The sequence below is a fragment of the Brachybacterium phenoliresistens genome (genome assembly GCF_039530785.1).
GTDB classification, from domain to species: Bacteria; Actinomycetota; Actinomycetes; order Actinomycetales; family Dermabacteraceae; genus Brachybacterium; species Brachybacterium phenoliresistens.
Window position 1 is genome coordinate 273,497 of record NZ_BAAAOW010000003.1, and the last position, 21,365, is coordinate 294,861.

Annotated in this window: 23 protein-coding genes; 7 read left to right on the plus strand and 16 right to left on the minus strand. The window is 74.0% G+C overall.

Going from position 1 to position 21,365, the window contains the following annotated elements:
* Window positions 1-26: 26 nt before the first annotated feature.
* The 4 genes from ABD234_RS08850 to sucC all read right to left on the minus strand — a co-directional run bounded on the left by ABD234_RS08850 (window position 27) and on the right by sucC (window position 4,235).
* On the minus strand, window positions 27-950 hold the full coding sequence (locus ABD234_RS08850) for a C40 family peptidase (RefSeq protein WP_344355324.1): 924 nt from the start codon (window positions 948-950) through the stop codon (window positions 27-29).
* A gap of 188 nt (window positions 951-1,138) precedes the next feature.
* Window positions 1,139-1,873, minus strand: coding sequence for a metal-dependent transcriptional regulator (locus ABD234_RS08855; protein ID WP_038371271.1), 735 nt, complete (start codon window positions 1,871-1,873; stop codon window positions 1,139-1,141).
* A 292-nt stretch (window positions 1,874-2,165) separates the two neighbouring features.
* Complete coding sequence (sucD, locus tag ABD234_RS08860) at window positions 2,166-3,053, minus strand: succinate--CoA ligase subunit alpha (RefSeq protein ID WP_038371270.1); 888 nt, start codon at window positions 3,051-3,053, stop codon at window positions 2,166-2,168.
* A gap of 12 nt (window positions 3,054-3,065) precedes the next feature.
* Entirely contained in the window at window positions 3,066-4,235 is a 1,170-nt protein-coding gene (gene sucC / locus ABD234_RS08865; protein WP_038371269.1) for an ADP-forming succinate--CoA ligase subunit beta, read from the minus strand.
* Window positions 4,236-4,445: 210 nt separating this feature from the next.
* Between sucC and ABD234_RS08870 the strand changes: the two genes are divergently transcribed.
* The 3 genes from ABD234_RS08870 to ABD234_RS08880 are packed head-to-tail and all read left to right on the plus strand — an operon-like array spanning window position 4,446 to window position 5,645.
* Window positions 4,446-4,709 carry a hypothetical protein gene (locus ABD234_RS08870; RefSeq protein WP_038371268.1) on the plus strand — a complete coding sequence of 88 codons (264 nt, stop codon included), beginning with the start codon at window positions 4,446-4,448 and terminating at the stop codon, window positions 4,707-4,709.
* A gap of 23 nt (window positions 4,710-4,732) precedes the next feature.
* The gene (locus ABD234_RS08875) at window positions 4,733-5,227 is read left to right on the plus strand and encodes a hypothetical protein (protein WP_051486595.1); all 495 of its coding nucleotides are present in this window, start codon (window positions 4,733-4,735) and stop codon (window positions 5,225-5,227) included.
* Window positions 5,220-5,645, plus strand: a complete 426-nt coding sequence (locus ABD234_RS08880; protein ID WP_038371266.1) for a VOC family protein — start codon at window positions 5,220-5,222, stop codon at window positions 5,643-5,645. The genes ABD234_RS08875 and ABD234_RS08880 overlap by 8 nt, the downstream gene beginning before the upstream one ends.
* Here ABD234_RS08880 and ABD234_RS08885 read toward each other — a convergent pair.
* A complete protein-coding gene (locus ABD234_RS08885) occupies window positions 5,632-8,454 on the minus strand; it encodes a UvrD-helicase domain-containing protein (protein WP_038371264.1) in 2,823 nt (940 codons plus the stop codon). The genes ABD234_RS08880 and ABD234_RS08885 overlap by 14 nt on opposite strands.
* 136 nt (window positions 8,455-8,590) lie before the next feature.
* Window positions 8,591-8,935 carry a hypothetical protein gene (locus tag ABD234_RS08890; protein ID WP_038371261.1) on the minus strand — a complete coding sequence of 115 codons (345 nt, stop codon included), beginning with the start codon at window positions 8,933-8,935 and terminating at the stop codon, window positions 8,591-8,593.
* 69 nt (window positions 8,936-9,004) lie between these two features.
* Here ABD234_RS08890 and ABD234_RS08895 point away from each other — a divergent pair, with 69 nt between their 5' ends.
* A complete protein-coding gene (locus ABD234_RS08895) occupies window positions 9,005-10,108 on the plus strand; it encodes a lysylphosphatidylglycerol synthase domain-containing protein (protein ID WP_344355344.1) in 1,104 nt (367 codons plus the stop codon).
* Here ABD234_RS08895 and ABD234_RS08900 read toward each other — a convergent pair.
* The 3 genes from ABD234_RS08900 to ABD234_RS08910 are packed head-to-tail and all read right to left on the minus strand — an operon-like array spanning window position 10,090 to window position 11,879.
* Window positions 10,090-10,542, minus strand: a complete 453-nt coding sequence (locus ABD234_RS08900) for a hypothetical protein (RefSeq protein WP_344355346.1) — start codon at window positions 10,540-10,542, stop codon at window positions 10,090-10,092. The two genes, ABD234_RS08895 and ABD234_RS08900, sit on opposite strands and share 19 nt — an antisense overlap.
* A gap of 58 nt (window positions 10,543-10,600) precedes the next feature.
* Complete coding sequence (locus ABD234_RS08905; protein WP_344355349.1) at window positions 10,601-11,644, minus strand: alpha/beta hydrolase; 1,044 nt, start codon at window positions 11,642-11,644, stop codon at window positions 10,601-10,603.
* Between the two features lie 10 nt (window positions 11,645-11,654).
* A complete protein-coding gene (locus ABD234_RS08910) occupies window positions 11,655-11,879 on the minus strand; it encodes a BldC family transcriptional regulator (RefSeq protein WP_051486592.1) in 225 nt (74 codons plus the stop codon).
* A 272-nt stretch (window positions 11,880-12,151) separates the two neighbouring features.
* Between ABD234_RS08910 and ABD234_RS08915 the strand changes: the two genes are divergently transcribed.
* Window positions 12,152-12,349, plus strand: coding sequence for a DUF3073 domain-containing protein (locus ABD234_RS08915; RefSeq protein WP_038371258.1), 198 nt, complete (start codon window positions 12,152-12,154; stop codon window positions 12,347-12,349).
* A 126-nt stretch (window positions 12,350-12,475) separates the two neighbouring features.
* Here ABD234_RS08915 and purM read toward each other — a convergent pair whose 3' ends face one another.
* From purM to ABD234_RS08950, 7 genes are all read right to left on the minus strand, one after another.
* Window positions 12,476-13,621, minus strand: coding sequence for a phosphoribosylformylglycinamidine cyclo-ligase (gene purM, locus ABD234_RS08920; protein WP_038371256.1), 1,146 nt, complete (start codon window positions 13,619-13,621; stop codon window positions 12,476-12,478).
* Window positions 13,618-15,144 (minus strand): amidophosphoribosyltransferase, encoded by a 1,527-nt coding sequence (gene purF, locus ABD234_RS08925; protein WP_051486591.1) that lies wholly within the window; start codon window positions 15,142-15,144, stop codon window positions 13,618-13,620. Before purF ends, purM begins: the two co-directional genes overlap by 4 nt.
* Before the next feature lie 82 nt (window positions 15,145-15,226).
* On the minus strand, window positions 15,227-15,745 hold the full coding sequence (locus tag ABD234_RS08930) for a hypothetical protein (protein ID WP_051486590.1): 519 nt from the start codon (window positions 15,743-15,745) through the stop codon (window positions 15,227-15,229).
* Complete coding sequence (locus ABD234_RS08935) at window positions 15,742-16,527, minus strand: copper homeostasis protein CutC (RefSeq protein ID WP_038371255.1); 786 nt, start codon at window positions 16,525-16,527, stop codon at window positions 15,742-15,744. The genes ABD234_RS08930 and ABD234_RS08935 overlap by 4 nt, the downstream gene beginning before the upstream one ends.
* The gene (locus tag ABD234_RS08940) at window positions 16,524-16,991 is read right to left on the minus strand and encodes a sterol carrier family protein (protein ID WP_051486589.1); all 468 of its coding nucleotides are present in this window, start codon (window positions 16,989-16,991) and stop codon (window positions 16,524-16,526) included. Before ABD234_RS08940 ends, ABD234_RS08935 begins: the two co-directional genes overlap by 4 nt.
* A gap of 2 nt (window positions 16,992-16,993) precedes the next feature.
* Window positions 16,994-18,289 (minus strand): adenylosuccinate synthase, encoded by a 1,296-nt coding sequence (locus ABD234_RS08945; protein ID WP_038371254.1) that lies wholly within the window; start codon window positions 18,287-18,289, stop codon window positions 16,994-16,996.
* A 181-nt stretch (window positions 18,290-18,470) separates the two neighbouring features.
* Complete coding sequence (locus ABD234_RS08950; RefSeq protein ID WP_038371253.1) at window positions 18,471-18,899, minus strand: DUF3151 domain-containing protein; 429 nt, start codon at window positions 18,897-18,899, stop codon at window positions 18,471-18,473.
* 64 nt (window positions 18,900-18,963) lie between these two features.
* Between ABD234_RS08950 and ABD234_RS08955 the strand changes: the two genes are divergently transcribed.
* Both ABD234_RS08955 and dtd read left to right on the plus strand, forming a co-directional pair.
* Window positions 18,964-20,883, plus strand: coding sequence for a phosphotransferase (locus ABD234_RS08955; RefSeq protein ID WP_038371251.1), 1,920 nt, complete (start codon window positions 18,964-18,966; stop codon window positions 20,881-20,883).
* 24 nt (window positions 20,884-20,907) lie between these two features.
* Window positions 20,908-21,339 (plus strand): D-aminoacyl-tRNA deacylase, encoded by a 432-nt coding sequence (gene dtd, locus ABD234_RS08960; protein ID WP_038371250.1) that lies wholly within the window; start codon window positions 20,908-20,910, stop codon window positions 21,337-21,339.
* The last annotated feature ends 26 nt before the right edge of the window (window positions 21,340-21,365 follow it).

Sequence of the window (21,365 nt, forward strand, 5' to 3'; positions counted from 1 at the left end):
ATGCGTCGGTGTCAGCGAGGTCCGGTTCAGCCGATCCGGTAGTAGGACCAGTCGCCGGAGTAGATGTCGCGCTCGGTGGTGTCCACGCGGGGGTTGCCCGCGTCGACGAAACGACCGTCGCCGGCGTAGATGCCGATGTGGCCGGGCTTGTACACGAGGTCGCCGGGGCGGGCCTCGGAGCGGGAGATCCTGGTGCCCTGGGCGACCTGCGAGCCGGCGGAGTGCGGCAGCGAGATGCCGTGCTGGCCGTACACCCACTGCACGAAGCCGGAGCAGTCCCAGCCGCTGGGGTCGTCGCCGCCCCACACGTAGGGGACGCCGATGCCCGAGCGGGCGGTGGCGAGGATGCTGCTGCCCTTGGCGGCGGAGGGCGCCGGGGAGGACTTCTCCTTCTCCTCGGACGTGGAGGAGGACTCGTCCTCGGAGTCGGAGGACTCCTCGGAATCGGAGCGGGAGGAGGACTCGTCGGAGTCGGACTCCTCGGAGTCGGAGCTGTCGGAGTCGCGGGAGGACTCGCCGGAATCGGAGGAGGACTCCTCGGACTCGTCGGCCCCGTCCTCGGAGGACTGCTCCTCGGAGGAGTCCTCGGCCTGCTCGGCGTCCTCCTCCGGGGCCTCGAAGACCTCGGGCTCGGGCTCGGGGACGGTCACGGTGAGCGCGGGGGCCTCGAGCGCGACCAGGCCGGTCGCCTCGGTCTCGGCGGCGGCGTCGACGGCGGGGATGTTCACGGGCTCGACGGCGGCGGGGACGATCACGGCCGGCGCGGCGGCGGCATCAGCCTGGACGTCGGCGGTGACGGCGTCGGACTCCCCGTCGGCGGTCGCGGCGGCGGCTCCGCCGAAGAGCATCCCGGCGGCCACGGCGGCACCTGCGGCGGCGCGCCCAGCGCGCACGACCGGCGTCACCGTCCGCATCGGGCGGCGATGGGTGTTCTTCGCAGTATTCGACACGATGTCGCTCCCCTGCCCCGAGCGTTCCGCTCCCGCGCACTGTGCTGATGTGGACCCCAGGCTCGGTGCGCGGTGGGCTGCCGGGCGGGGATGCCCGGACATGGTCCGGGCACGTGCTCGACCCTATGCGGCGCACCCCCGCGCGCCCCGCTCAGGTACAGGGTCTGGGGAAGAGCTTGACGCTTCCTTTACTGCCGGGTGAGCGGCGTCACAGCGAGCTGACCTGCGACGTGATCGGAGACCTCGAGGACCTCGCCGTCGGCGACCTGCAGCGCGTAACCGCGGCCCAGGCGCTCCGCGTCGACGTCCACGCCCGGCCGGAGGCCGTGACGTGCGAGCTCGTCCAGGACCTCGGACTCGCTCTGCGCCCATTCGCCGATCCGGTCGAGCCGGACGGACATGCGGGTGCCGTCGGGCGCATCGCCCAGCAGCACGCTGAGCAGCTTGGGCCGGTCTTTACCCTCGGGGGTGAGGGCCGTCTCCTGCGCCGGGAGGTCGGCCAGGCCGAGCTCCGCCAGTCCGGGGATGGGATTGCCGTAGGGATCGAGGTACGGGGCATCGATGCGCTCGGCGATGCGCTTCTCGACCTCGAGGCTCATCACGTGCTCCCAGCGGCAGGCCTCCTCGTGCACGAGCGCGTACTCCAGGCCCAGGTGGTCCAGCAGGTGGCGCTCGGCCAGACGGTGCTTGCGCATCACCGAGGTGGCGCGCGACCAGCCCAGCTCCGTGAGACGGATGTGGCGCTCCTCGTCGAGGTGCAGCAGGCCGTCGCGCTCCATGCGGGCGACGGTCTGCGAGACGGTCGGGCCGCTGTGCCCCAGACGCTCGGCGATCCGGGCGCGCATGGGCGGGATGTGCGCCTCCTCGAGCTCGAAGACCGTCTTCAGGTACATCTCGGTCGTATCGATCAGGTCGCCGCTCACGTGTGCTCCTCCGCCTGCCGTATCTCGCCGCTCCCGCCGGAGCGCATCACCGACGATCCTACGTCCCCGCGCCGACGCCCGGGCCCTCTCGCGCTCTGCCCGCCGCGAAGCGGCCCGCGGTCGGCCCCGGGGAGGCCCCGGGGAGGCCCTGGAGAGGACCGGGCGTGCACGGGAGGGCCGCTGCCTCGGCCGGCCCGGCCCGGCTCGGCCCGGCTCGGATGCGACGGGACCCCGCCGGCAGGTGCCGACGGGGTCCCGGGTGCGGCGCGCGGCCGCGGAGGATCGGGGCGGGTCAGAGGCCCGCGATGATCTCCCGCATGAGCTCCGCGGTCTCGGTGGGCGTCTTGCCGACCTTGACCCCGGCGGCCTCGAGGGCCTCCTTCTTCGCCTGCGCGGTGCCGGCCGAGCCAGAGACGATCGCGCCCGCGTGGCCCATGGTCTTGCCCTCGGGGGCGGTGAAGCCCGCGACGTAGCCGACCACCGGCTTGGACATGTTGTCCTTGATGTAGGCGGCCGCACGCTCCTCCGCGTCGCCGCCGATCTCGCCGATCATCACGACGCCGACGGTGTCGGGATCGGCCTCGAAGGCGGCCAGCGCATCGATGTGCGTGGTGCCGATGACCGGGTCGCCGCCGATGCCGATGCAGGTGGTGAAGCCGATGTCCGAGAGCTCGTACATCATCTGGTAGGTCAGGGTGCCCGACTTCGAGACCAGGCCCAGCTTGCCGGGACCGGTGATGTTCGCCGGGGTGATGCCCGCGTTTGACTTCCCGGGGCTGATGATGCCCGGGCAGTTGGGGCCGATGATGCGGGTGGCGCCCTTGGCCTGGGCGTAGTTGAAGAACTCCGCGGAGTCCTTCACCGGGATGCCCTCGGTGATCACGATCAACAGCTCGATGCCCGCGTCGATGGCCTCGATCGCGGCGGCCTTGGCGAACTTCGGCGGCACGAAGACGACCGAGACGTTCGCGCCGGTGGCCTCCATGGCCTCGGCGACCGTGCCGAAGACGGGCACGGAGACGCCGCCGTCGAACTCGACCTGCTGGCCGGCCTTGCGCGGGTTCACGCCGCCGACGATGTTCGTGCCCGAGGCGAGCATGCGCTGGGAGTGCTTCATGCCCTCCGAGCCCGTCATGCCCTGCACGATGACCTTGCTGGAGTCGTCAAGGAAGATAGACATGGTGGGAGGAGCTCACTTTCCGTTCGCGGCCAGAGCGGCGACCTGCGCGGCCCCGCCGTCCATGGTGTCGGCCAGGGTGACCAGGGGGTGGTTCGCCTTCTCGAGGATGGCGCGCCCCTCCTCGACGTTGTTGCCGTCCAGGCGGACGACCAGCGGCTTGTTCTCGCTCTCGCCGAGCTTCTCGAGGGCGCCGACGATGCCGTTGGCGACCGCGTCGCAGGCGGTGATGCCGCCGAAGACGTTCACGAAGACCGCCCGGACCTGCTCGTCGCCGAGGATCACCGAGAGGCCGTTGGCCATCACCTCGGCGCTCGCGCCGCCGCCGATGTCGAGGAAGTTCGCGGGCTTGACCCCGTGCTCCTCGCCGGCGTACGCGACGACGTCCAGGGTGGACATGACCAGCCCCGCGCCGTTGCCGATGATGCCGACCTCGCCGTCGAGCTTGACGTAGTTGAGGTCCAGCGCCTTGGCCTTGGCCTCGAGCGGATCCTCGTCCTTCGCGTCCACCAGGGCGGCGTGGTCCTCGTGGCGGAACTCGGCGTTCTCGTCCAGGGTCACCTTGCCGTCGAGCGCGACGATGTCGCCCGCACCGGTCTTGACCAGCGGGTTGACCTCGACGAGGGTGGCGTCCTCCTCGCGGTAGACGTCCCACAGCTTCTGCAGCACGGGGGCGACCTTGGCGCCGGTCTCGGCGTCGAACCGCGCCGCCTCGACGATCTCCTTCGCCTTCGCCTCGTCGATGCCGACGTTCGGGTCCACGGCCACGCGGGCCAGGGCCTCGGGGCGCTCGACGGCGAGCTGCTCGATCTCCACGCCGCCCTCGACCGAGCACATGGCCAGGTAGTTGCGGTTCGCCCGGTCCAGCAGCAGCGAGAAGTAGTACTCCTCGGCGATGTCGGCACCGGCCGCGATCATCACGCGGTGCACGGTGTGCCCCTTGATGTCCATGCCGAGGATCTCGGCGGCCTTCGCCTCCGCCTCCTCGGGGGACTTGGCGATCTTCACGCCGCCGGCCTTGCCGCGGCCGCCGGTCTTCACCTGGGCCTTGACCACCACGACGGGGGTGCCCAGCTGCTGCGCCGCAGCCTTGGCAGTTGCAGGATCCTCCGCGACGACTCCTCCGAGCACGGGCACTCCGTGCTTCTCGAAGAGATCACGGGCCTGGTATTCGAACAGGTCCACGGGATTCTCGTCCTCTCGCTGTCGACAGCGGACGGCGGGCCGTCATCGGCCGGGGAGCCGTCCCTGGGAACATCTCCACCTTAGTCGCGGCCGGCCGATGGTACGGACACGGCGGTGTGATCCGGCACCCCGTTCACCCTGTGGTCGTCTCGCGGGCACGGTCTCGTCGCCCGTCGGGCCCCGCCCAGCGGACCCGGCTACCATGCCGGGGTGCCCCGACAACCCCGCAGCTTCGTCCAGCGCATCCGCGACCAGCTCGGTGCCAGCCTTGTGATGCTGCTCGTGCTGTTCATCCTGCTGCGCGTCGTCGGCGTCCGCTCCACCGTGGCGAGCTTCGTGCTCTCCCTGGTGATCACGGTCGGCCTGAACGTGGCGCTGTCCTACTACCACGAGCACCGGGCGTCCCGTCCCTCGCCTCCGCCGCGCGGCGGGGGCGACATCCGCTGGCGCGACGACGATGACCCCCGACGCTGAGCGACGCCCTCGAGGAGGAGAGCATGGCTGACTGGAGGACCTACGCGAAGGCCGCCCGGAACACGGCGCGCAAGCAGGCCCCGGACCTCGCCCGGCAGGCGCAGGAGTCCACCCGGCGCAGCTCGCAGCGCGCCGGCGCCTATGCGCGGGCCGCGGGGAAGGCGCTGGACGAGGGCACCCGGGATTCGCGGCGCCGCGCCCGCCGGGATGCGGCCGCCTACGCCACCGTCGCCGGGCGCAGGATCCGCGAGGCGAACCTCGGGCGCCGGCTGCTCGCGGCGTTCCGCGACGCGGTGCTCATGGGTCTGTCGATCCTCATCATCTGGTTCGTCGTCACCCGCACCGGCGTGCAGATCCCGATCCAGGTCGTGCTGGTGCTGGTCCTGGGGATCATGGCGCTGCGCTTCGGCTGGGTGCTGCTGGAGTCCCTGCGCTCCGAGGACGAGGACCCGGACGACGAGGACCCGGACGGGGACGACCTGGACGGGGACGACGCCCCGCGGCGCCGCGATGTCTGAGCAGCCGCCGGCCGGGCTGCATCACCTGGAGCTGTGGACCCATGACCTCGGACCGGCCGAGGCGTCCTTCGGATGGCTGCTGACCCGCCTGGGCTGGACCGCCGAACGGGTCGAGGGCTGGGACCGGGGGCGGATCTGGCGGCATGCCTCGGGCCCCTACATCGTGCTGGAGCAGTCCGGGGACGGCCGCGGCACGCGGCACGACCGCCTCTCCCCCGGCCTGAACCATCTGGCGCTGACCTGCCCCGACGGCGAAGCCCTGGACGCCCTGCGCGACCAGGCCCCCGCGCACGGCTGGACCGAGCTGTTCGCGGACGCCTACCCGCACGCCGGCGGAGCGGACCACACCGCCTGGTACGCCGAGAACGCGGAGGGCTTCGAGGTCGAGGTCGTCGCCCCGCCGCTCAGAGCTTCGTGATCGGGGCGTAGCGCAGCAGCAGGCGCTTGCGCCCGTGCGGGGCCTTGAACTCCACCTCGACCTGCGTCTTCTCGTCCAGCCCCGAGACCTCGGTGACCGTGCCCATGCCGAAGGAGTCGTGGGTGACCCGGTCCCCCACGGCGAGGGAGGGCAGCTTGGCCGTGGGCGTCGGGGTGCGGCCCGAGCCGAAGGACGGGCGGCTGACGTCGCGCCGCCCGCCGCCCACGCCGACCCCGGTGACGGAGGGTCCGCGGCGCCCGCCGCCGTAGCCGCCCGAGCCGCCGTACCCGCCGGAGCTGCCGTAGCCGCCCGAGCCGGAGAACCCGGCGCCCGAGAGGGTCGAGCCGGCGCGCGCCACGTCCAGGGTCTCCTCGGGGATCTCGTCGAGGAAGCGGCTGCCCGGGAAGAACTGCGGGGCGCCCCAGGTCGCGCGCATCTGGGCGCGGGTGATGTACAGCTTCTCGCGGGCGCGCGTGATGCCGACGTAGGCGAGGCGGCGCTCCTCCTCGAGCTGCTCGGGGTCGGTGAGGGTGCGCTGGTGCGGGAAGGTGCCGTCCTCCAGGCCGGTGAGGAAGACGACGGGGAACTCGAGGCCCTTGGCGGTGTGCAGCGTCATCAGGGTGACGAACTGGTCCTCCTGGCCCGGGAGCTGGTCCGCGTCCGCGACGAGGGAGACCTTCTCCAGGAACTGGTCGATGAGGGTCGCCTCCGGGTCGTCCCCGGCGAGCAGGGCCGCATCGGGCGCGACGTCCTCGCCGGGAGCCGCATCCGCCCCGGCGCCGGGCGCCGCATCGGCGCCGGCGGCGCCCTCGGGCCCGGCGGTCGCGTCCTCGCCCTCGAGGTCCTCGAACTCGCTGCCGGCGGCGGCGACGGCCTCCATCTGCGCCTCGAACTCGGCGGCGACGCTGACCAGCTCGGCGAGGTTCTCCAGCCGGGACTCGTCCTGCGGGTCGTCGCTCTTCTGCAGCTCCTCGTAGTAGCCGGACTTCTGCAGGATCGCCTCGAGCACCTCGGCCGGCCCCTCGCCCCGCTCGAGCAGCTCGCCGAGCTCCTCGAGCATGGCCACGAACCGGCGCACGGCGCTGAGGGAGCGGGTCGCGATGCCCGGGGCCTCCTCCGCGCGGCGCAGAGCCTCCGCGAACCCGATCCGCTCCTGCTCGGCCAGCAGGGCGATCGCGGCCTCCGCCCGGTCGCCGATGCCGCGCTTGGGGACGTTGAGGATACGGCGCAGGTTGATCTCGTCGGCCGGGTTGGTGAGGACGCGCAGGTAGGCGATGGCGTCCTTGATCTCGCGGCGCTCGTAGAAGCGGGTCCCGCCGATGACCCGGTAGGGCAGGCCGACGCGGATCAGCTGGTCCTCGAGCGCGCGGGACTGGGCGTTGGCGCGGTAGAAGATCGCCACGTCGGAGGCCTTGCGGCCGGCATCGACGAGGGCGTCGATCTGGCGGCCGATGTACCGCGCCTCGCTCTGCTCGTCGTCCGCGACGTACAGCGTGATCTTCTCGCCGGCGCCGTGGTCGGTCCACAGGTTCTTCTTGCGCCGCCCCTGGTTCTCCTCGATGACGGCGTTGGCCGCGGTGAGGATGTTCTGCGTGGAGCGGTAGTTCTGCTCGAGCACGATGGTGCGGGCCGAGGGGAAGTCCTCCTCGAACTCGACGATGTTGCGGATCGTCGCGCCCCGGAAGGCGTAGATCGACTGGTCGGAGTCGCCCACGACGGTGAGGTCGGCGTGCGGGTCGTCCCCCACCAGCTCGCGCACCAGGGCGTACTGCGCGGGGTTGGTGTCCTGGTACTCGTCGACCATCACGTGGCGGAAGCGGCGGCGGTAGCCCTCGCGGATCGCGGGGTTCTCGCGCAGGAGGTTCACGGTGAGGCCGATGATGTCGTCGAAGTCGACGGCGTTGGCCTGGCGCAGGCGCTCGGTGTACGCGGTGTACACCTGGGCGATCGAGCGGTCCCAGGGGTTCTTGGACGCCTCGGCCTGATCGGCCCAGTCGATCGGGTCGACGAGGTCGTTCTTCAGGGTGGAGATGCGGCTGGCGATGCCCCGCGGCGGGTTCTTCTTGACGTCGAGGCCGAAATCCTTGGCGATGTTCGTGATCAGCCGCAGGGAGTCCGCGGAGTCGTAGATCGTGAAGGAGCTCTTCAGGCCGGCGGCCTGGGCGTCGCGGCGCAGGATCCGCACGCAGGCGGAGTGGAAGGTCGACACCCACATGCTGCGCGCGACGGGGCCCACCAGCTCGGCCACGCGCTCCTTCATCTCGGCGGCGGCCTTGTTGGTGAAGGTGATCGCGAGGATCTCCCCGGGCAGGGACTGCCCCGAGCGCAGCAGGTGCGCGATGCGACGGGTGAGAACGCGGGTCTTGCCCGAGCCGGCGCCGGCGACGATGAGCAGCGGGCTGCCGCGGTGCTCGACGGCCTCGCGCTGCGGCGGGTTCAGGCCCTCGACCAGCTCGGCGAGGCCGGCCCCGACCTCCTCCGGCGCGGCCCAGGGACGACGCGCAGCGCCCGCGGGGCCGTGCGGCCCCGGGCCCGTCGCGCCGTGCGCCGGGGCCCACTGCGGGTCCCGGTCCTCCGGCGGCGGCGGGACGTCCTCCGGATCCGGCGGGGCCTGGTCGTCGTCCGGCGGGGGCGGGAGCTCGTCCTCGCGCGGCGGGGCGTCGGCGTCCCTCGGCGGGGCGTCCTCGTACGGCGGGGCGGCATCGGGCGCCGCGGGGGCGTCGGCGTCCGACGCGCTCGCGGGAACCGCCCGCACCCCTTCCAGGCGTCGGAAGGCATCGGGCAGCGAGAAATCGTCGAACAGAGTCATGGCTCCCCCAGGATAGGCGCGCGCCCGGACGCACGAGCGCCCCGCGCCGTCGCTGTGGACGACCGGCGCGGGGCGGCGGGGGGCCGGGGCCGCTGGTCCTGGGGGCGCCGCGGGCCCGGCCGGGCCCGCGGGCGGCTCAGGCGCCGATGTGGAACACGGCGATGATCACGTTGATCACGATCCCGGCGGGGATCGCGAACCACACGGCGGCCGGGGTCTGCGGCCCCTGGCGCCGCGCCACGAAGGCGCTGATCGCCACGATCAGGGCGAACACGAGCTTGAGGGTGTACCAGAGGTGGCCGCCGCCCCCGGTCGCCATGCCGATCGCCATCAGCACGACGCCGAACGCGAGCGCACCGGCGGCGGCATGGAACATGCCGGGGTTCGGCTCCTTGGTGCGCGCGGCGGCGACCCAGGTGCCCAGCGCGACGGCCCAGCAGAGGAGGTGGAGGACGACGAGGATCCCGATAAGAGCTGACATGGTGTCAGCATACTCGGGGGCCGCCGCTCCGGCCCGGACGTCGCTCCCCCGCGTGCGAGAATCACAGCCATGGCCGAACTCGACCTCCCCGAGGACCTCGTCGCGGATCTCGAGCGTCGGCCGCGGGCAGGCCGGCGCCGCGTGATCACCGCCGCGGCCTCCGCCGTCCTCCTGGTCCTCGTCCTGGCCCTGGGGCTCCCCTGGCTCGCCGGCGCCTCCTGGCCGCAGATCCTCGCCGAGCTCGGGCGCCTGCCCGCCGGGGTGATCGCGGCCGCGATCGGCCTGGGGCTGCTGGCCCTGGTCCTGGAGACCCTGTCGCTGCGCGCCGTGGTCCCCGGCAGCCGCACCGCCCGCCTGCTCCCGGCGTACGCGGCGACCTCCGCGATGAGCATCGCGATCCCGGGCGGCGCCCTGCTGGGGACCGGCATGCTGGGCTGGCTGCTGCGGCGGGGCGGGCTGGGCGTGAGCACGATCGTCCTCGGACTGCTCGCCTTCTCCCTCGGCGACCTCGCCGTCACCGCCTTGCTGGTCCCCGGGGCGGGGCTGGTCGCCTACGTCGTGGCGGGCGCACAGCTGGACCTGCCGGGGACCTGGGCGGCCGCGCTGGTCGCCGCGGCCGGAGGCGTCCTGTCCCTCGCCGCGGTCGCCGTCGTCCTCTCGCGGCCGCTGGTGGCGGCCGTGGCCGAGCGCCTGTCCCCGCTGGTGCCCGCGGCCGCCGCGGCCGTGGACGTGCGCGACGCGCTGCTGGTGCTGCTGCGCCGCCGCGGCGCGGCGCTGCTGGCGGGCCAGATCGGCGCGCGCCTGGCGCACCTGCTCGTGCTGCTGCTGGCGCTGCGGGCCGTGGACGCGGATCTCTCCGTCGCTGCGGCGGTCGCGGTCTTCGCGCTGGGCCGGGTGGTGGCGATGGTGCCGCTGACCCCGGGCGGCGCCGGGGTGACCGAAGCGGTCGGCGCCGCCTCGCTGATCGCGCTGGGGGTCCCGGGGGCCGATGCGGCCGCGGCGGCCCTGGTGCTCATGGTCTCCACGGTGATCGTCCCGGTCGCGGCCGGAGCCCTGGCCGCAGCAGCCGGCGCCCTGCGGTCGGGCGGGCCGGGCTCGCAGGGGCCGCGCCCGGAGGGGCCTGGCAGGCAGGGGCCGCGCTCGGAGGGGCCGGCTCAGTCCTCGTCCTCGTAGCCCGGTGTGGCCGCGCCGAGGGTCTCGGAGGGGTGCGGCGGGACCGCCCGGCCGCGCGGGCTCAAGGGGTAGCCGCCGATGCTCGCCCCGAGGTCGTGCCCGCGGAAGGCGATCACCTGGCGCACCTGCTCGACCTGCTCGCGGGCCCGGTCGCCGCGCCCCAGGAAGCCCGCCCCCGCATAGCCGCCCATCCGGCGGCCGCTGGCACGCTCCGCGGCGGCGGCCTCCGCCTCGAGGCGGTCGTGGTCGGCGCGCAGCGCGCGGACCAGGGCGCCGATGCCCGGGTAGACCTCCTCGACCCAGGTCTCGTGCACCACTCCGCCCTCGAGGGCGGACATCCCCCGGGCCAGGCGCAGGCGCAGCAGGGTCAGCCGGTCCGCGGCGCGGCGGTGCGCCGCGGCGAGCCGGTGCAGGTCATCGGGCGCTGCGGCCACGGTCCACCTCCCCGTCGATGCGCGGCGGGAGCACCTGGCCCCGACGCGGCGTGCACGCTCACGGGCGTCCCGGCGGGACGTCCCGAGTCATCGTAGGACCGATGTCCGGGAGTTCCCTCAGCCAGTCCTCGACGCTCTCCAGGGCCCGCCTGCGCACCGCCGGGGCGGAGAGGAAGACGTCGTGGCGCGCCCCGTCGACGGGCTCGATGCGCACCGACGGCCCCAGCTGGCGGGCGGCCGCAGCGATGGTCCGCACGTTCAGCACGATGTCGGCCTCGGCCATGTCGGAGCGGAAGCGCAGCCCGAACACCGAGCGGGACGAGTGGAGCACGAGGGTGGGGACGGCGAGGGGCCCGCCGCGGCGCAGTCGCGCCTGCCCCTCGAGCACGGCGCTCAGCGTGCAGGCCGGGAAGTCGTGGCCGCCCGGCGGCTTCCAGCGCAGCGAGTAGGGCGTCTCGCCGCCGAACAGGGCATGGGTGGTGCGGGTGTAGTGCGTCGATCCGCGGGGCAGCACCCGTGCCGTCGGCGCCCGTTGCGCCAGGGCGCGCAGCGCGGGGCGGATCGCCTCCCGGGCGGCGGCGCCGGCGTGGAACTCCAGCCACGGGGAGTTCAGCACCAGCGCGCGCACCGTCCCCGGGCGGCGCTGCGCCCACAGCGCGGCCGTGAGGCCGCCGGTGGAGTGGGCGAGCAGGACCGGGGGACGGTCCCGGCCGATCAGGTCCAGCATCGCCGCGATCTCGGCGTCGTACTCGGACAGGTCCCGCACCGCGGTGGGGGTCTGCCCGGGCAGGAGGCTGCGCCCGTGCTTGCGCAGGTCCACTCCCCACACGTCGAAGCCTCGTGCATACAGATGCAGCATGAGGCGGCGGTCCAGCACGTAGTCGGACCAGCCGTGGATCAGCAGCACCGGGATGCGACGGCGCTGCGCGGCCTGCGCCGCGCCGCGCGAGGCGGCAGGTCCGGGCAGGCAGCGCACCGCCACCGCCCGCAGCGGGCCCTCCTCGTCCTCGCCGAGGTCCAGCGTCCGGCAGCGGAAGCCCGCGCCCAGGACGTCCCGGCGCCACCCGGCATCGCTCGTCCTGCGACGGGCGGCGCGCGTCACGGAGAGGGGCTCAGAGGCTCTCTGCCTGCAGGTTCTCCTGCAGGAGCTTCTCCACCTCGTCGCGGCGGTAGCGTCGATGACCGCCGAGGGTGCGCAGCGAGGACAGCTTCCCGGACTGGGCCCAGCGGGTCACCGTCTTGGGATCGACGCGGAAGAGCTTCGCGACCTCGGCCGGCGTCATGAGACTGCCGATCGACGCCGTCGCAACATCGTGGTTCTCCGCGGATGCAGCCATCGGGGGTGTCCCCTCCTCGTTCTCGGGGCGCGGCCACGCCCGCCCATCGTCACAGTCATGTCGTGAACAGCAAGCCTACGCCCTCGGATACCGCTTTCGGAGCTCTCGTCGCCTCGACGCCCCTCCCTGTCCGGCATCGGCGCCGACGTGAGCGCGACCTCACGCCGTTCGGGTTACCGCCCCACGGCGCGTTCGTTGTAAGGTTGGGTTCCGAAATCACTGCCATCTTCCGGGCCGCCTCGCCCGCACCCGACGCACAGGGGGTCAGATCCATGGGTCGTGGCCGACAGAAAGCCAAGCAGACTAAGGTGGCTCGGGACCTCAAGTACTACAGCCCGCCCACCGACCTCACCGCGCTCCAGCGCGAGCTGCAGTCGAAGGCCTCCGCGAACGAGGAGCAGGGCGACTGGGACGACGAGGGGACCGACGAGTGGGCGGATGATTCGCCCGCATCGGCGCGGCGACGCTGACGCCCCCACCCCGCGGGCTCCGCACCATCCGGAGCCCGGGAACCGCGGAACCGACCGCGGCATCGAGCACAGCATGACGAAGGCGGCCCCCCGGGGCCGCCTTCGTCGTGTGCGCGGCGGGTCCGATCACGCGCCCCAGCCCGGATGCGTGCCGGTCATGAGGACGGCGCCCCCGTCCACGCCCTTGGTCCCGGAGACGAGGACGTCGGAGGTGCTGGGACGCGGGGCCGCCAGCGCATCCTGCGGATGGATCCGTCCGATCGCCCGCGAGGGCAGGCCCGCGGACTCGAGCTGCGCGAGGACGGCATCGGCCGCATCGGCGGAGACCACGGCCACCATGCCCAGGCCCATGTTCAGGGTCGCCTCGAGATCGGCCAGCGGGACCGAGCCCCAGGTCGAGACGCGCTCGAAGATGGCTCCCGGCGTCCAGGTGGCGCGGTCCACGGCCGCGCCCAGCCCCGCGGGGACCACGCGGGCCAGGTTCGCGGCGAGCCCGCCGCCGGTGACATGGCAGAGGGCGTGCACGCCCTCCCCCGCCGGCGATTCCAGCAGGTCCAGCAGGTCGCGGGTGTAGATGCGGGTGGGCTCGAGGGCCTCCTCGCCGAGGGTGCGCCCGAGCTCCTCCACATGCGTGTCCCAGCCCAGGCCCGCCGCGTCGATCACGGCGCGCACGAGCGAGTAGCCGTTGGAGTGCAGGCCCGAGGAGTCCATCCCGATGATCACGTCGCCGGCCTCGACCCGCTCCGGCCCCAGGACCTTGGAGGCCTCCACCACGCCCACGGCCGCACCGGCCACGTCGTAGTCCTCGGGGGCCATCAGGCCGGGGTGCTCCGCGGTCTCCCCGCCGACCAGGGCGCAGCCGGCCAGGCGGCAGCCCTCGGCGATGCCGCGGACGATGTCGGCGATGCGCTCGGGCACGACCTTCCCGCAGGCGATGTAGTCGGTCATGGCCAGCGGCTTCGCGCCGAGCACGACGATGTCGTCGACGACCATCGCCACCAGGTCCTGGCCGATGGTGTCGTGGATGTCCAGGGCGCGCGCGATCGCGATCTTGGTGCCGACGCCGTCGGTGCTCGAGGCGAGCAGCGGACGCTCGTAGTCCTTGAGGGCGGAGACGTCCAGCAGGCCGGCGAAGGCGCCGACCCCGCCGAGGACCTCGGGGCCGTGGGTGGCGGCGACCGCCTCCTTCATGAGCTCGACGGCCTTGTCCCCGGCGTGGGTATCGACCCCGGCGGCGGCGTAGGTGATCGGCTGGGGGGACGCTGCGCTCACGCGGGGACCTCGTTCTTCTCGGGGGAGGCGGGATGCGGGCCGGCGCCCGGTGCGCCGGCCTTCTTCTGCTCGAGCACGCTCTTGCCGAGCGCGCGGGGATCGGGGAGCGGCACCGGATACTGCCCGGTGAAGCAGGCCGAGCACAGCTCGCCCGCCGGCTGCTCGGTGGACTCGACCATCCCGTCGAAGGAGATGTAGCCCAGCGAGTCCGCGCCGATGGAGCGGGCGATCTCGTCGGTGTCCAGGCCGTTGGCGATGAGCTCGGCCCGGCTGGCGAAGTCGATGCCGTAGTAGCAGGGCCAGCGCACCGGCGGGGAGGAGATGCGCACATGCACCTCGGCGGCCCCGGCCTCGCGCAGCATGCGCACCACGGCGCGCTGCGTGTTGCCGCGGACGATCGAGTCGTCGATGACCACCAGGCGCTTGCCGGCGATGATCTCCTTGAGCGGGTTCAGCTTCAGCCGGATGCCCAGCTGGCGGATGGTCTGGCTGGGCTGGATGAAGGTGCGCCCGACGTAGGCGTTCTTCACCATGCCCTGGCCGTAGGGGATGCCGGACTCCTGGGCGTAGCCGATGGCGGCAGGGGTGCCGGACTCCGGGGTCGGGATCACGAGATCCGCCTCGACGGGATGCTCGCGCGCCAGCTGGCGCCCCATCTCCACCCGGGAGGCGTTCACGCTGCGACCGGCGATGCGCGTGTCCGGCCGGGCGAGGTACACGTACTCGAACACGCAGCCCTTGGGGCGCGGCTCGAGGACCTGGCTGCTGCGCAGGCCCTGCTCGTCGATGACGATGAGCTCGCCGGGGGCGACCTCGCGCACGAAGCTGGCGCCGCAGATGTCCAGCGCCGCGGTCTCCGAGGCGACCACCCAGCCGCGGTCCAGGCGGCCCAGGACCAGCGGACGGATGCCCTGGGGGTCGCGCGCCGCGTACAGGGTCGTCTCGTCCATGATCGTGAAGCAGTAGGCGCCGCGCAGATGCGGCATGAGATCGGCGATCGCCCGGGCGAGGTCTCCCTCGACGTCCAGCAGCGCCGTCACCAGGGCGGTGTCCGTCGTGTTGCCGCGGGCGATCTCGCCCTTGGGGGCGCGGGCGCCGCCGCGGCGGGCCTCGAGCATGTCCACGAGCTCGCGGGTGTTGACGAGGTTGCCGTTGTGGGCGAGGGCGACGGTGCCCTCCGGGCGGGGGCCCAGCGTCGGCTGGGCGTTGGACCAGATGGACCCGCCGGTCGTCGAGTAGCGGGCGTGGCCGATGGCGATGTGACCCTGCAGGGTGCTCAGGGAGGTCTCGTCGAAGACCTGGGAGACCAGGCCCATGTCCTTGTACACGAGGATCTGCTCGCCGTCGCTGGTGGCGATCCCCGCGGACTCCTGCCCGCGGTGCTGCAGGGCGTACAGGCCGTAGTAGGTCAGCTTGGCGACGTCCTCCCCCGGGGCGAAGACGCCGAAGACGCCGCACGAGTCCTGGGGGCCCTTCTCGCCGGGGAGCAGGTCATGGGTGAGTCGTCCGTCGCCGCGTGCCACCGAATCATCATGCCACAGCCCCGATGCCCCCGAACCGTCGGGGTCACGCACCGCACAGCCCTGCGGGCTGCGGGGCGAGCGCTCAGCGGCGCCGGTCGGTGCGGCGGTGGCGGAGGGCGTCGACCAGGGCGGCGAGCGCGGCCAGCGGCAGCCCGAAGAACACGGCGCCGGTCACGGCGAAGTACACCATCCCGGCGAGGTAGCGGACCTCGACGACATAGGCCACGACGGCCCCGGCCAGGGCCGCCAGCAGCATGCAGCCCAGGACCCAGAACCCCAGGCTCGGCATGCGCCGCCGCCGGACCAGGATGACGGTGCCCTCCGGGGTGGAGGAGTCCTCGGCATCGGCGGCGTCAGCCGCGGGGCCGTCCTCCTCCGCGGACTCCGCGCCGCGAGGGCCGTCGGCCTCGGGGGCGTCGGCCGCAGGGGCATCGGCCTCGGCGGCATCGGCCTCTGGGGCGTCGACCGCGGGGCCGTCGGCCGCGGGGGCCTCGCCCGGAGCATCGGCCGGGACCGGGTGGTCCGGGGACTCGGCGGCGTCGGGAGCGGGCGCCGGGGTGCTCCCGGGCTGCGGGGAGGCGGGGTCGCTCGGGTGGGTCACAGTGCTCCTGCTGCGTCTACGGCCGCCTGGGCGATGGCGGCGTCGGTACGGGTGGGGGCGGCGGCATCCGGGGTGCGGCTGCGGGCCGAGGTGTGCACGGCGTCCACGCGGGCCCGCCGGGCGAGGTCGGGGATGTCGACGGGGCGCACCCCGCCGCCGGCCATGATCTCCACGATGCCCTCGCCGGCCTGCACCATGCGGGCGAGGTCCTCGGCGCCGTCGAGCGCACGGGCCGCGCCCCCGGAGGTGAGCACGCGGTGGAAGCCCAGCCGCAGCGCGGTGCGCACGGCCTCGGCGCGCTCCTCGGCCCCGGGCAGGGCGTCCACGGCGCGGTGGAGGGTGAGGTCCAGGCCGCGCAGGGAGCGGGAGGCGGCGCCGAGGGCGGCGTCCCGGATCTGCTCGAGGGCGGGCACGTCGAGCGCGCCCTCGGCGGTGAGCACGCCGATCACGACGCCGTCGCAGCCGGCCTCGACCATCGCCGCCGCCTGCTGCCCCATGCGCCGCACGGCCTCGCCGTCGGCGACGAACTCCTCGGGACGGCCCAGGAAGTCCCCGGTGCTGGCCTCGGGGCGCACCAGGGCGTGGACGCGGAAGTGCGGCTTCGCCTCGCGCTCGGCGACCAGCGCCGCGGCACGGGCGACGGCCTCGGCGGCGAGCTCGGGCCGCGGGGTGACGCCGCCGTGGTCGAGGTCCTCGGCCAGCTCGATGCGGTCCGCTCCCGCGCGGGCGGCGATCTCGAGGCCCGCGAGGTCCTCCACGGTGATCTCGACGGCCAGGCTCATCGGCCCTCCTCCAGGGGTGCGGTCCGCTCGGCGGCGGCAGAGGCGTCGGGCCCGGGCGCTGCGGCGCGGGCCGCGGCGACCAGCCGCCGGGGCCCGGGCAGCGGCAGCAGGGCCGAGATGTCGCTGCGCTCCCCGCTGGCGTGCAGGGCGCCGCGGGCGACGGCCTCGGCGAAGGTCAGGTCCCCGGCGGCCAGGGCCAGCCAGGTCAGCGGGTCGGTCTCCACGACCGCCGGCGGCGTGCCGCGGGTATGCCGGGTGCCGGCGATCGCCTGCACGGCGGCATAGGGCGGCACGCGCAGCTCGACGGCGCCGCCGGGGTTCTCCTCGGCGAGCAGCTCGAGGGTGTGGCGGACGGCGGGGGCGAGCACGCGCCGACCGCCCGCCGCGGCGGCGTCGGGGTCGCGCGCCCACAGCTCGAGGGCGGCGCGGCCCTGCTCGGGATCGGTGCGCCGGGCGGGGGACACGGTCAGGCGGACTGCGGGAGCAGGTCGTGCACGGCGACGGTGGCCTCGCGGTCCGGTCCCACGCCGATCGCGCTGATGCGGCAGCCGGCGAGCTCCTCGAGCCGCGCGACGTAGCGCCGCGCGTTCTCGGGCAGGTCCTCCAGGGTGCGGCAGGAGGAGATGTCCTCCGTCCAGCCCGGCAGCGTCTCGAGCACCGGCACGGCGTGGTGGAACTCCGTCTGGGTCATCGGCATCTCGCGGTGGATCACGCCGTCGACGTCGTACGCGGTGCAGATCGGCACCTCGTCCAGGCCCGTGAGCACGTCCAGCTTGGTCAGCACGATGTCGGTGAAGCCGTTGATCCGCACGGCGTGGCGGATCATCAGCGCGTCGTACCAGCCGCAGCGGCGCGGGCGGCCCGTGTTCACGCCGACCTCGTGGCCGGTGGTCTGCAGGAACTCGCCCCACTTGTCGAACAGCTCGGTCGGGAACGGGCCGGCGCCCACGCGGGTGGTGTACGCCTTGACGATCCCGATCACCCGGTCGATGCGGGTGGGGCCGATGCCCGTGCCCGTGCAGGCGCCGCCCGCCGTCGGGTTGGAGCTGGTCACGAAGGGGTAGGTGCCGTGGTCGACGTCGAGGTAGGTGGCCTGGCCGCCCTCCATGAGCACGACCTCGTCGCGGTCCAGGGCGGCGTTGAGCAGCTCCGTGGTGTCCACGACCATCGGCCGCAGCCGCTCGGCGTAGGCGAGCAGGGTCTGCGTGATCTCCTCGACCTCGACGCCGCGGCGGTTGTACAGCTTGACCAGCAGCTCGTTCTTCTGGCGCAGGGCGCCTTCGACCTTCTGGCGCAGGATCGAGGCGTCGAAGAGGTCCTGCACGCGGATCCCGAGCCGGCCGATCTTGTCCATGTACGCCGGGCCGATGCCGCGACCGGTGGTTCCGATGGCGCGCTTGCCCAGGAAGCGCTCGGTGACCTTGTCGAGGGTCTGGTGGTACGGCGCGACGATGTGGGCGTTGGCGCTGATCCGCAGGCGGGAGGTGTCCACGCCGCGCGACTCGAGCACGCCGATCTCCTCGAAGAGGGCCTCGAGGTTGACCACGACGCCGTTGCCGATCACGGGCGTCACCTGCGGGGAGAGGATGCCGGCGGGGAGGAGCTTGAGCTCGAACTTCTCGCCCTTGACGACCACGGTGTGCCCGGCGTTGTTGCCGCCGTTGGGCTTGACGACGTAGTCGACCCTCTCCCCCAGCAGGTCGGTGGCCTTGCCCTTCCCCTCGTCGCCCCACTGGGCTCCGACGATCACGACGGCGGGCATGGCGGCTCCTCAGGGATGCGGGGTCGATCGCACGCCGACGACGGGAGCTGTGCCCGTCCGGGCGCCGACGGGTCTCGGGGGAGACCGGCGCGATCCTACCAAGCGCGCTTCCGCGCCGTGCCCAGCTGCGCACGGCGCGAGGCGCGCATCACCGGTGCGGGATCGGTCGACCGGCGAGGGATCAGTCGACCAGCGAGGGGTCGGCCTCCCGGAGGAAGGCGCGCACGCGCTCGGCCTCCTCCTCGTCGCCGATGCGCCGGGAGGTCTCCCCCAGCAGCGCGAGGGCCCGCAGGAACCCGCGGTTGGGCGCATGGGAGGCGGGGATCGGCCCCTGGCCGCGCCATCCGGCCCGGCGCAGGGCGTCCAGGCCGCGGTGGTAGCCGGTACGCGCATAGGCGTAGGCGGCGATCACGTCGTCGTCGGCGAGCGCGTCGCGCGCGAGCTCCGCCCACACCAGCGAGGAGTGCGGGAAGCGGGCGGCGAGGTCGCGGGGGTCGCCATCGGCCTCGAGGGCGGCGGCCACCTCGGTGTCGGGGTGGTCCTCCGGGAGCAGGGTCGGGGGGACGCCGAGCAGGTTCGACGCGTCCAGGGAGGGGGTGCTGTCAGCCATGCCTGCATGGTACGGGTGCATCATCCGCCTCGCCGGTACGGTCGAACCCTGGTAGAAACGTCGCATGTCTGTTTCACGGGACGGCTCCGAGCTGCTGACGGGGCCAGACGCCGGCGGCCTGCTGAACTCCGCTGTCAGCAATGCCGGGGGCGTGCTGCGCTCGTGGGAGCTGGACCACGTCGACCACCGGCCCGGCCGGTCGACGAAGGCCCTGTACCGCACGACCGTCTCCTGGCCGGAGCTCGACGGCCCCTCCGCGCCCGCACGGGAGGAGCTGTTCGGCGCCAGCGCGCACATCGGCGAGGCCGAACGGCACGTCGCCGGGGCGGAGCATTCCCTGGTCATGACGGACGGGGACATCAATGTGCGGGTCTGGCGCTACCCTCACGACCCCTGGCTGCCGATGCTGCCGCGGGTGTGCTACCCCGACGTGCTCGGCACGACGCTCGCCGAGCTGGGCGTGCCCACGGGGATGGACGCCGCCGCCCCGGTCCCGATCGAGGTCGTCTCCTATCGCCCTGGCCGTCGGGCGGTGCTGCGCGCCCGCCTCGCCGACCGCGCCGTCTTCCTCAAGGTGATGCAGCCGCACAAGAGCGGGGAGATCGTCGATCGCCATCAGCGGCTGCTCGCCGCCGGCGTTCCCGTGCCCCAGGTCACAGCCCACCACCAGGGGCTGGTGGTGATGGAGGAGCTGCCGGGCCGCCCGCTCGCCCACGCCGTCGTCGAGGAGGGCGCCCGGGCCGTCCGCGCCGAGGACCTGGTCGCGACCCTGGACCGCCTGCCCGCCTCGATGTACACGCTCCCCCTGCGGGCGCCGTGGACCGATTCGGCCGATTTCTACGCGGGCGTGGTCAGCTCCTCCGTGCCGGCGCTCGCCCCGCGGATCGAGACGCTCGTGCGGGGGATCCGCGACGGCCTCGCCGCGGTGGGCCGCCGCCTGGACATGCGCCCGCACGACGTGGTCCACGGCGACTTCTACGAGGCCCAGCTGTTCGTGCAGGGCGGCGAGGTCGTCGGCGTGCTCGACATCGACACCGTCGGCCCGGGGCGCCGCGCCGACGACCTCGCCTGCCTGCTCGCCCACCTCAGCGTGCTCGCCGACTACGGCAGCACCGGCCGGATCTCCGCCCCCGCCCAGGCGCATGTCGAGGAGGCGATCCGCGTCTGGCACGAGGTGTTCGCCCGGCGCGTGGACGCCACCGAGCTCGCCCTGCGCGCGGCCGGCGTGGTGCTGTCCCTGGCCACCGGCCCGCATCGGCAGCAGGAGAACGCGTGGGAGGCCGCCACCGAGGCGATCATCCGCGTCGCGGAGCGCTGGGTGGAGACGGCCCGCGAGGCCGAGCGCCGCCTGCAGCGCGCCCAGCGCGAGGCCCAGGAGGCCCGCGAGGCGCAGGCCGCGCGGGAGGCGCGCCAGGCCCAGCTCCAGGCCGAGGCGGAGCGAGCCCGGGCGGAGCAGGCCCGGGCGACGCCCCCGCAGACCGGGGCGCCGCAGGCGCCTCACGGGCCCCCGGTGCAGCAGGGGACCCCGGCGCCGCACGGGCCCCCGGCTCCCCCGGCTCCTCACGCGCCGGCGGCCTCGCAGCCGCTCGAGGGCCCGCCCGCCGCGCAGCCCCGTCAGGCCCCGCCGGGGCAGGACGCCCAGGACCCGGGCACCCCCTGGGGGCACACGGTGCCGGCGCGCCCGGTGGACCCCATCGTCCCGCCGGCGCCGACGCGCGCCGCCGCCCTGCGGCCCGAGGACACCGCCCCGCGCAGCGCCTCGCAGCAGTCCGCCCCCGTCTACCAGCCCCCGGAGCAGCAGGTCGCCTCCGGGATCCATGCGCCGCTGGCGCCCTCGTCCCCGGTCCCCTCGACCGGCGGCCAGCAGAGGGGGCCCTCGGCGGCGCCCGCGGGAGCTCCCCCGACGCACGAGAGCTCCGCCTCGCCCGATGCCGGCGACGAGAGCCCCACCCAGGAGCGCCCGATCAGCTCGATCCCGCGCTGACCGCGGCCCGATAGCATCGGCCCCATGCGTGCAGTCCTCCAGCGAGTCAGCCATGCCCAGGTCGAGGTCGAGGTCGAGGGCGAGGTGGTGGGCCGGACCGAGGGCGAGGGGATCCTCGCGCTGATCGGCGTCACCCACGAGGACGGGCCCGAGCAGGTCGCCACCATCGCCCGGAAGATCTGCGAGCTGCGGATCCTGGAGGGCGAGCGCTCGGTGCTCGATGCGGGCGCGAGCGTCCTGGTGGTCTCGCAGTTCACGCTCTACGCCGATGTCCGCAAGGGCCGTCGCCCCTCCTGGAACGGCGCCGCCCCGGGGCCTGTCGCCGAGCCGCTGGTCGAGCAGGTCGTCGCCGCGATCCGCGAGCGCGGCGTCCCGGTCCAGCAGGGCCGCTTCGGCGCCCACATGCAGGTCTCGCTCACCAACGACGGCCCGGTCACCATCCTGCTCGAGGCCTGACGGCCCGGACCCGGCCGGACGACGAG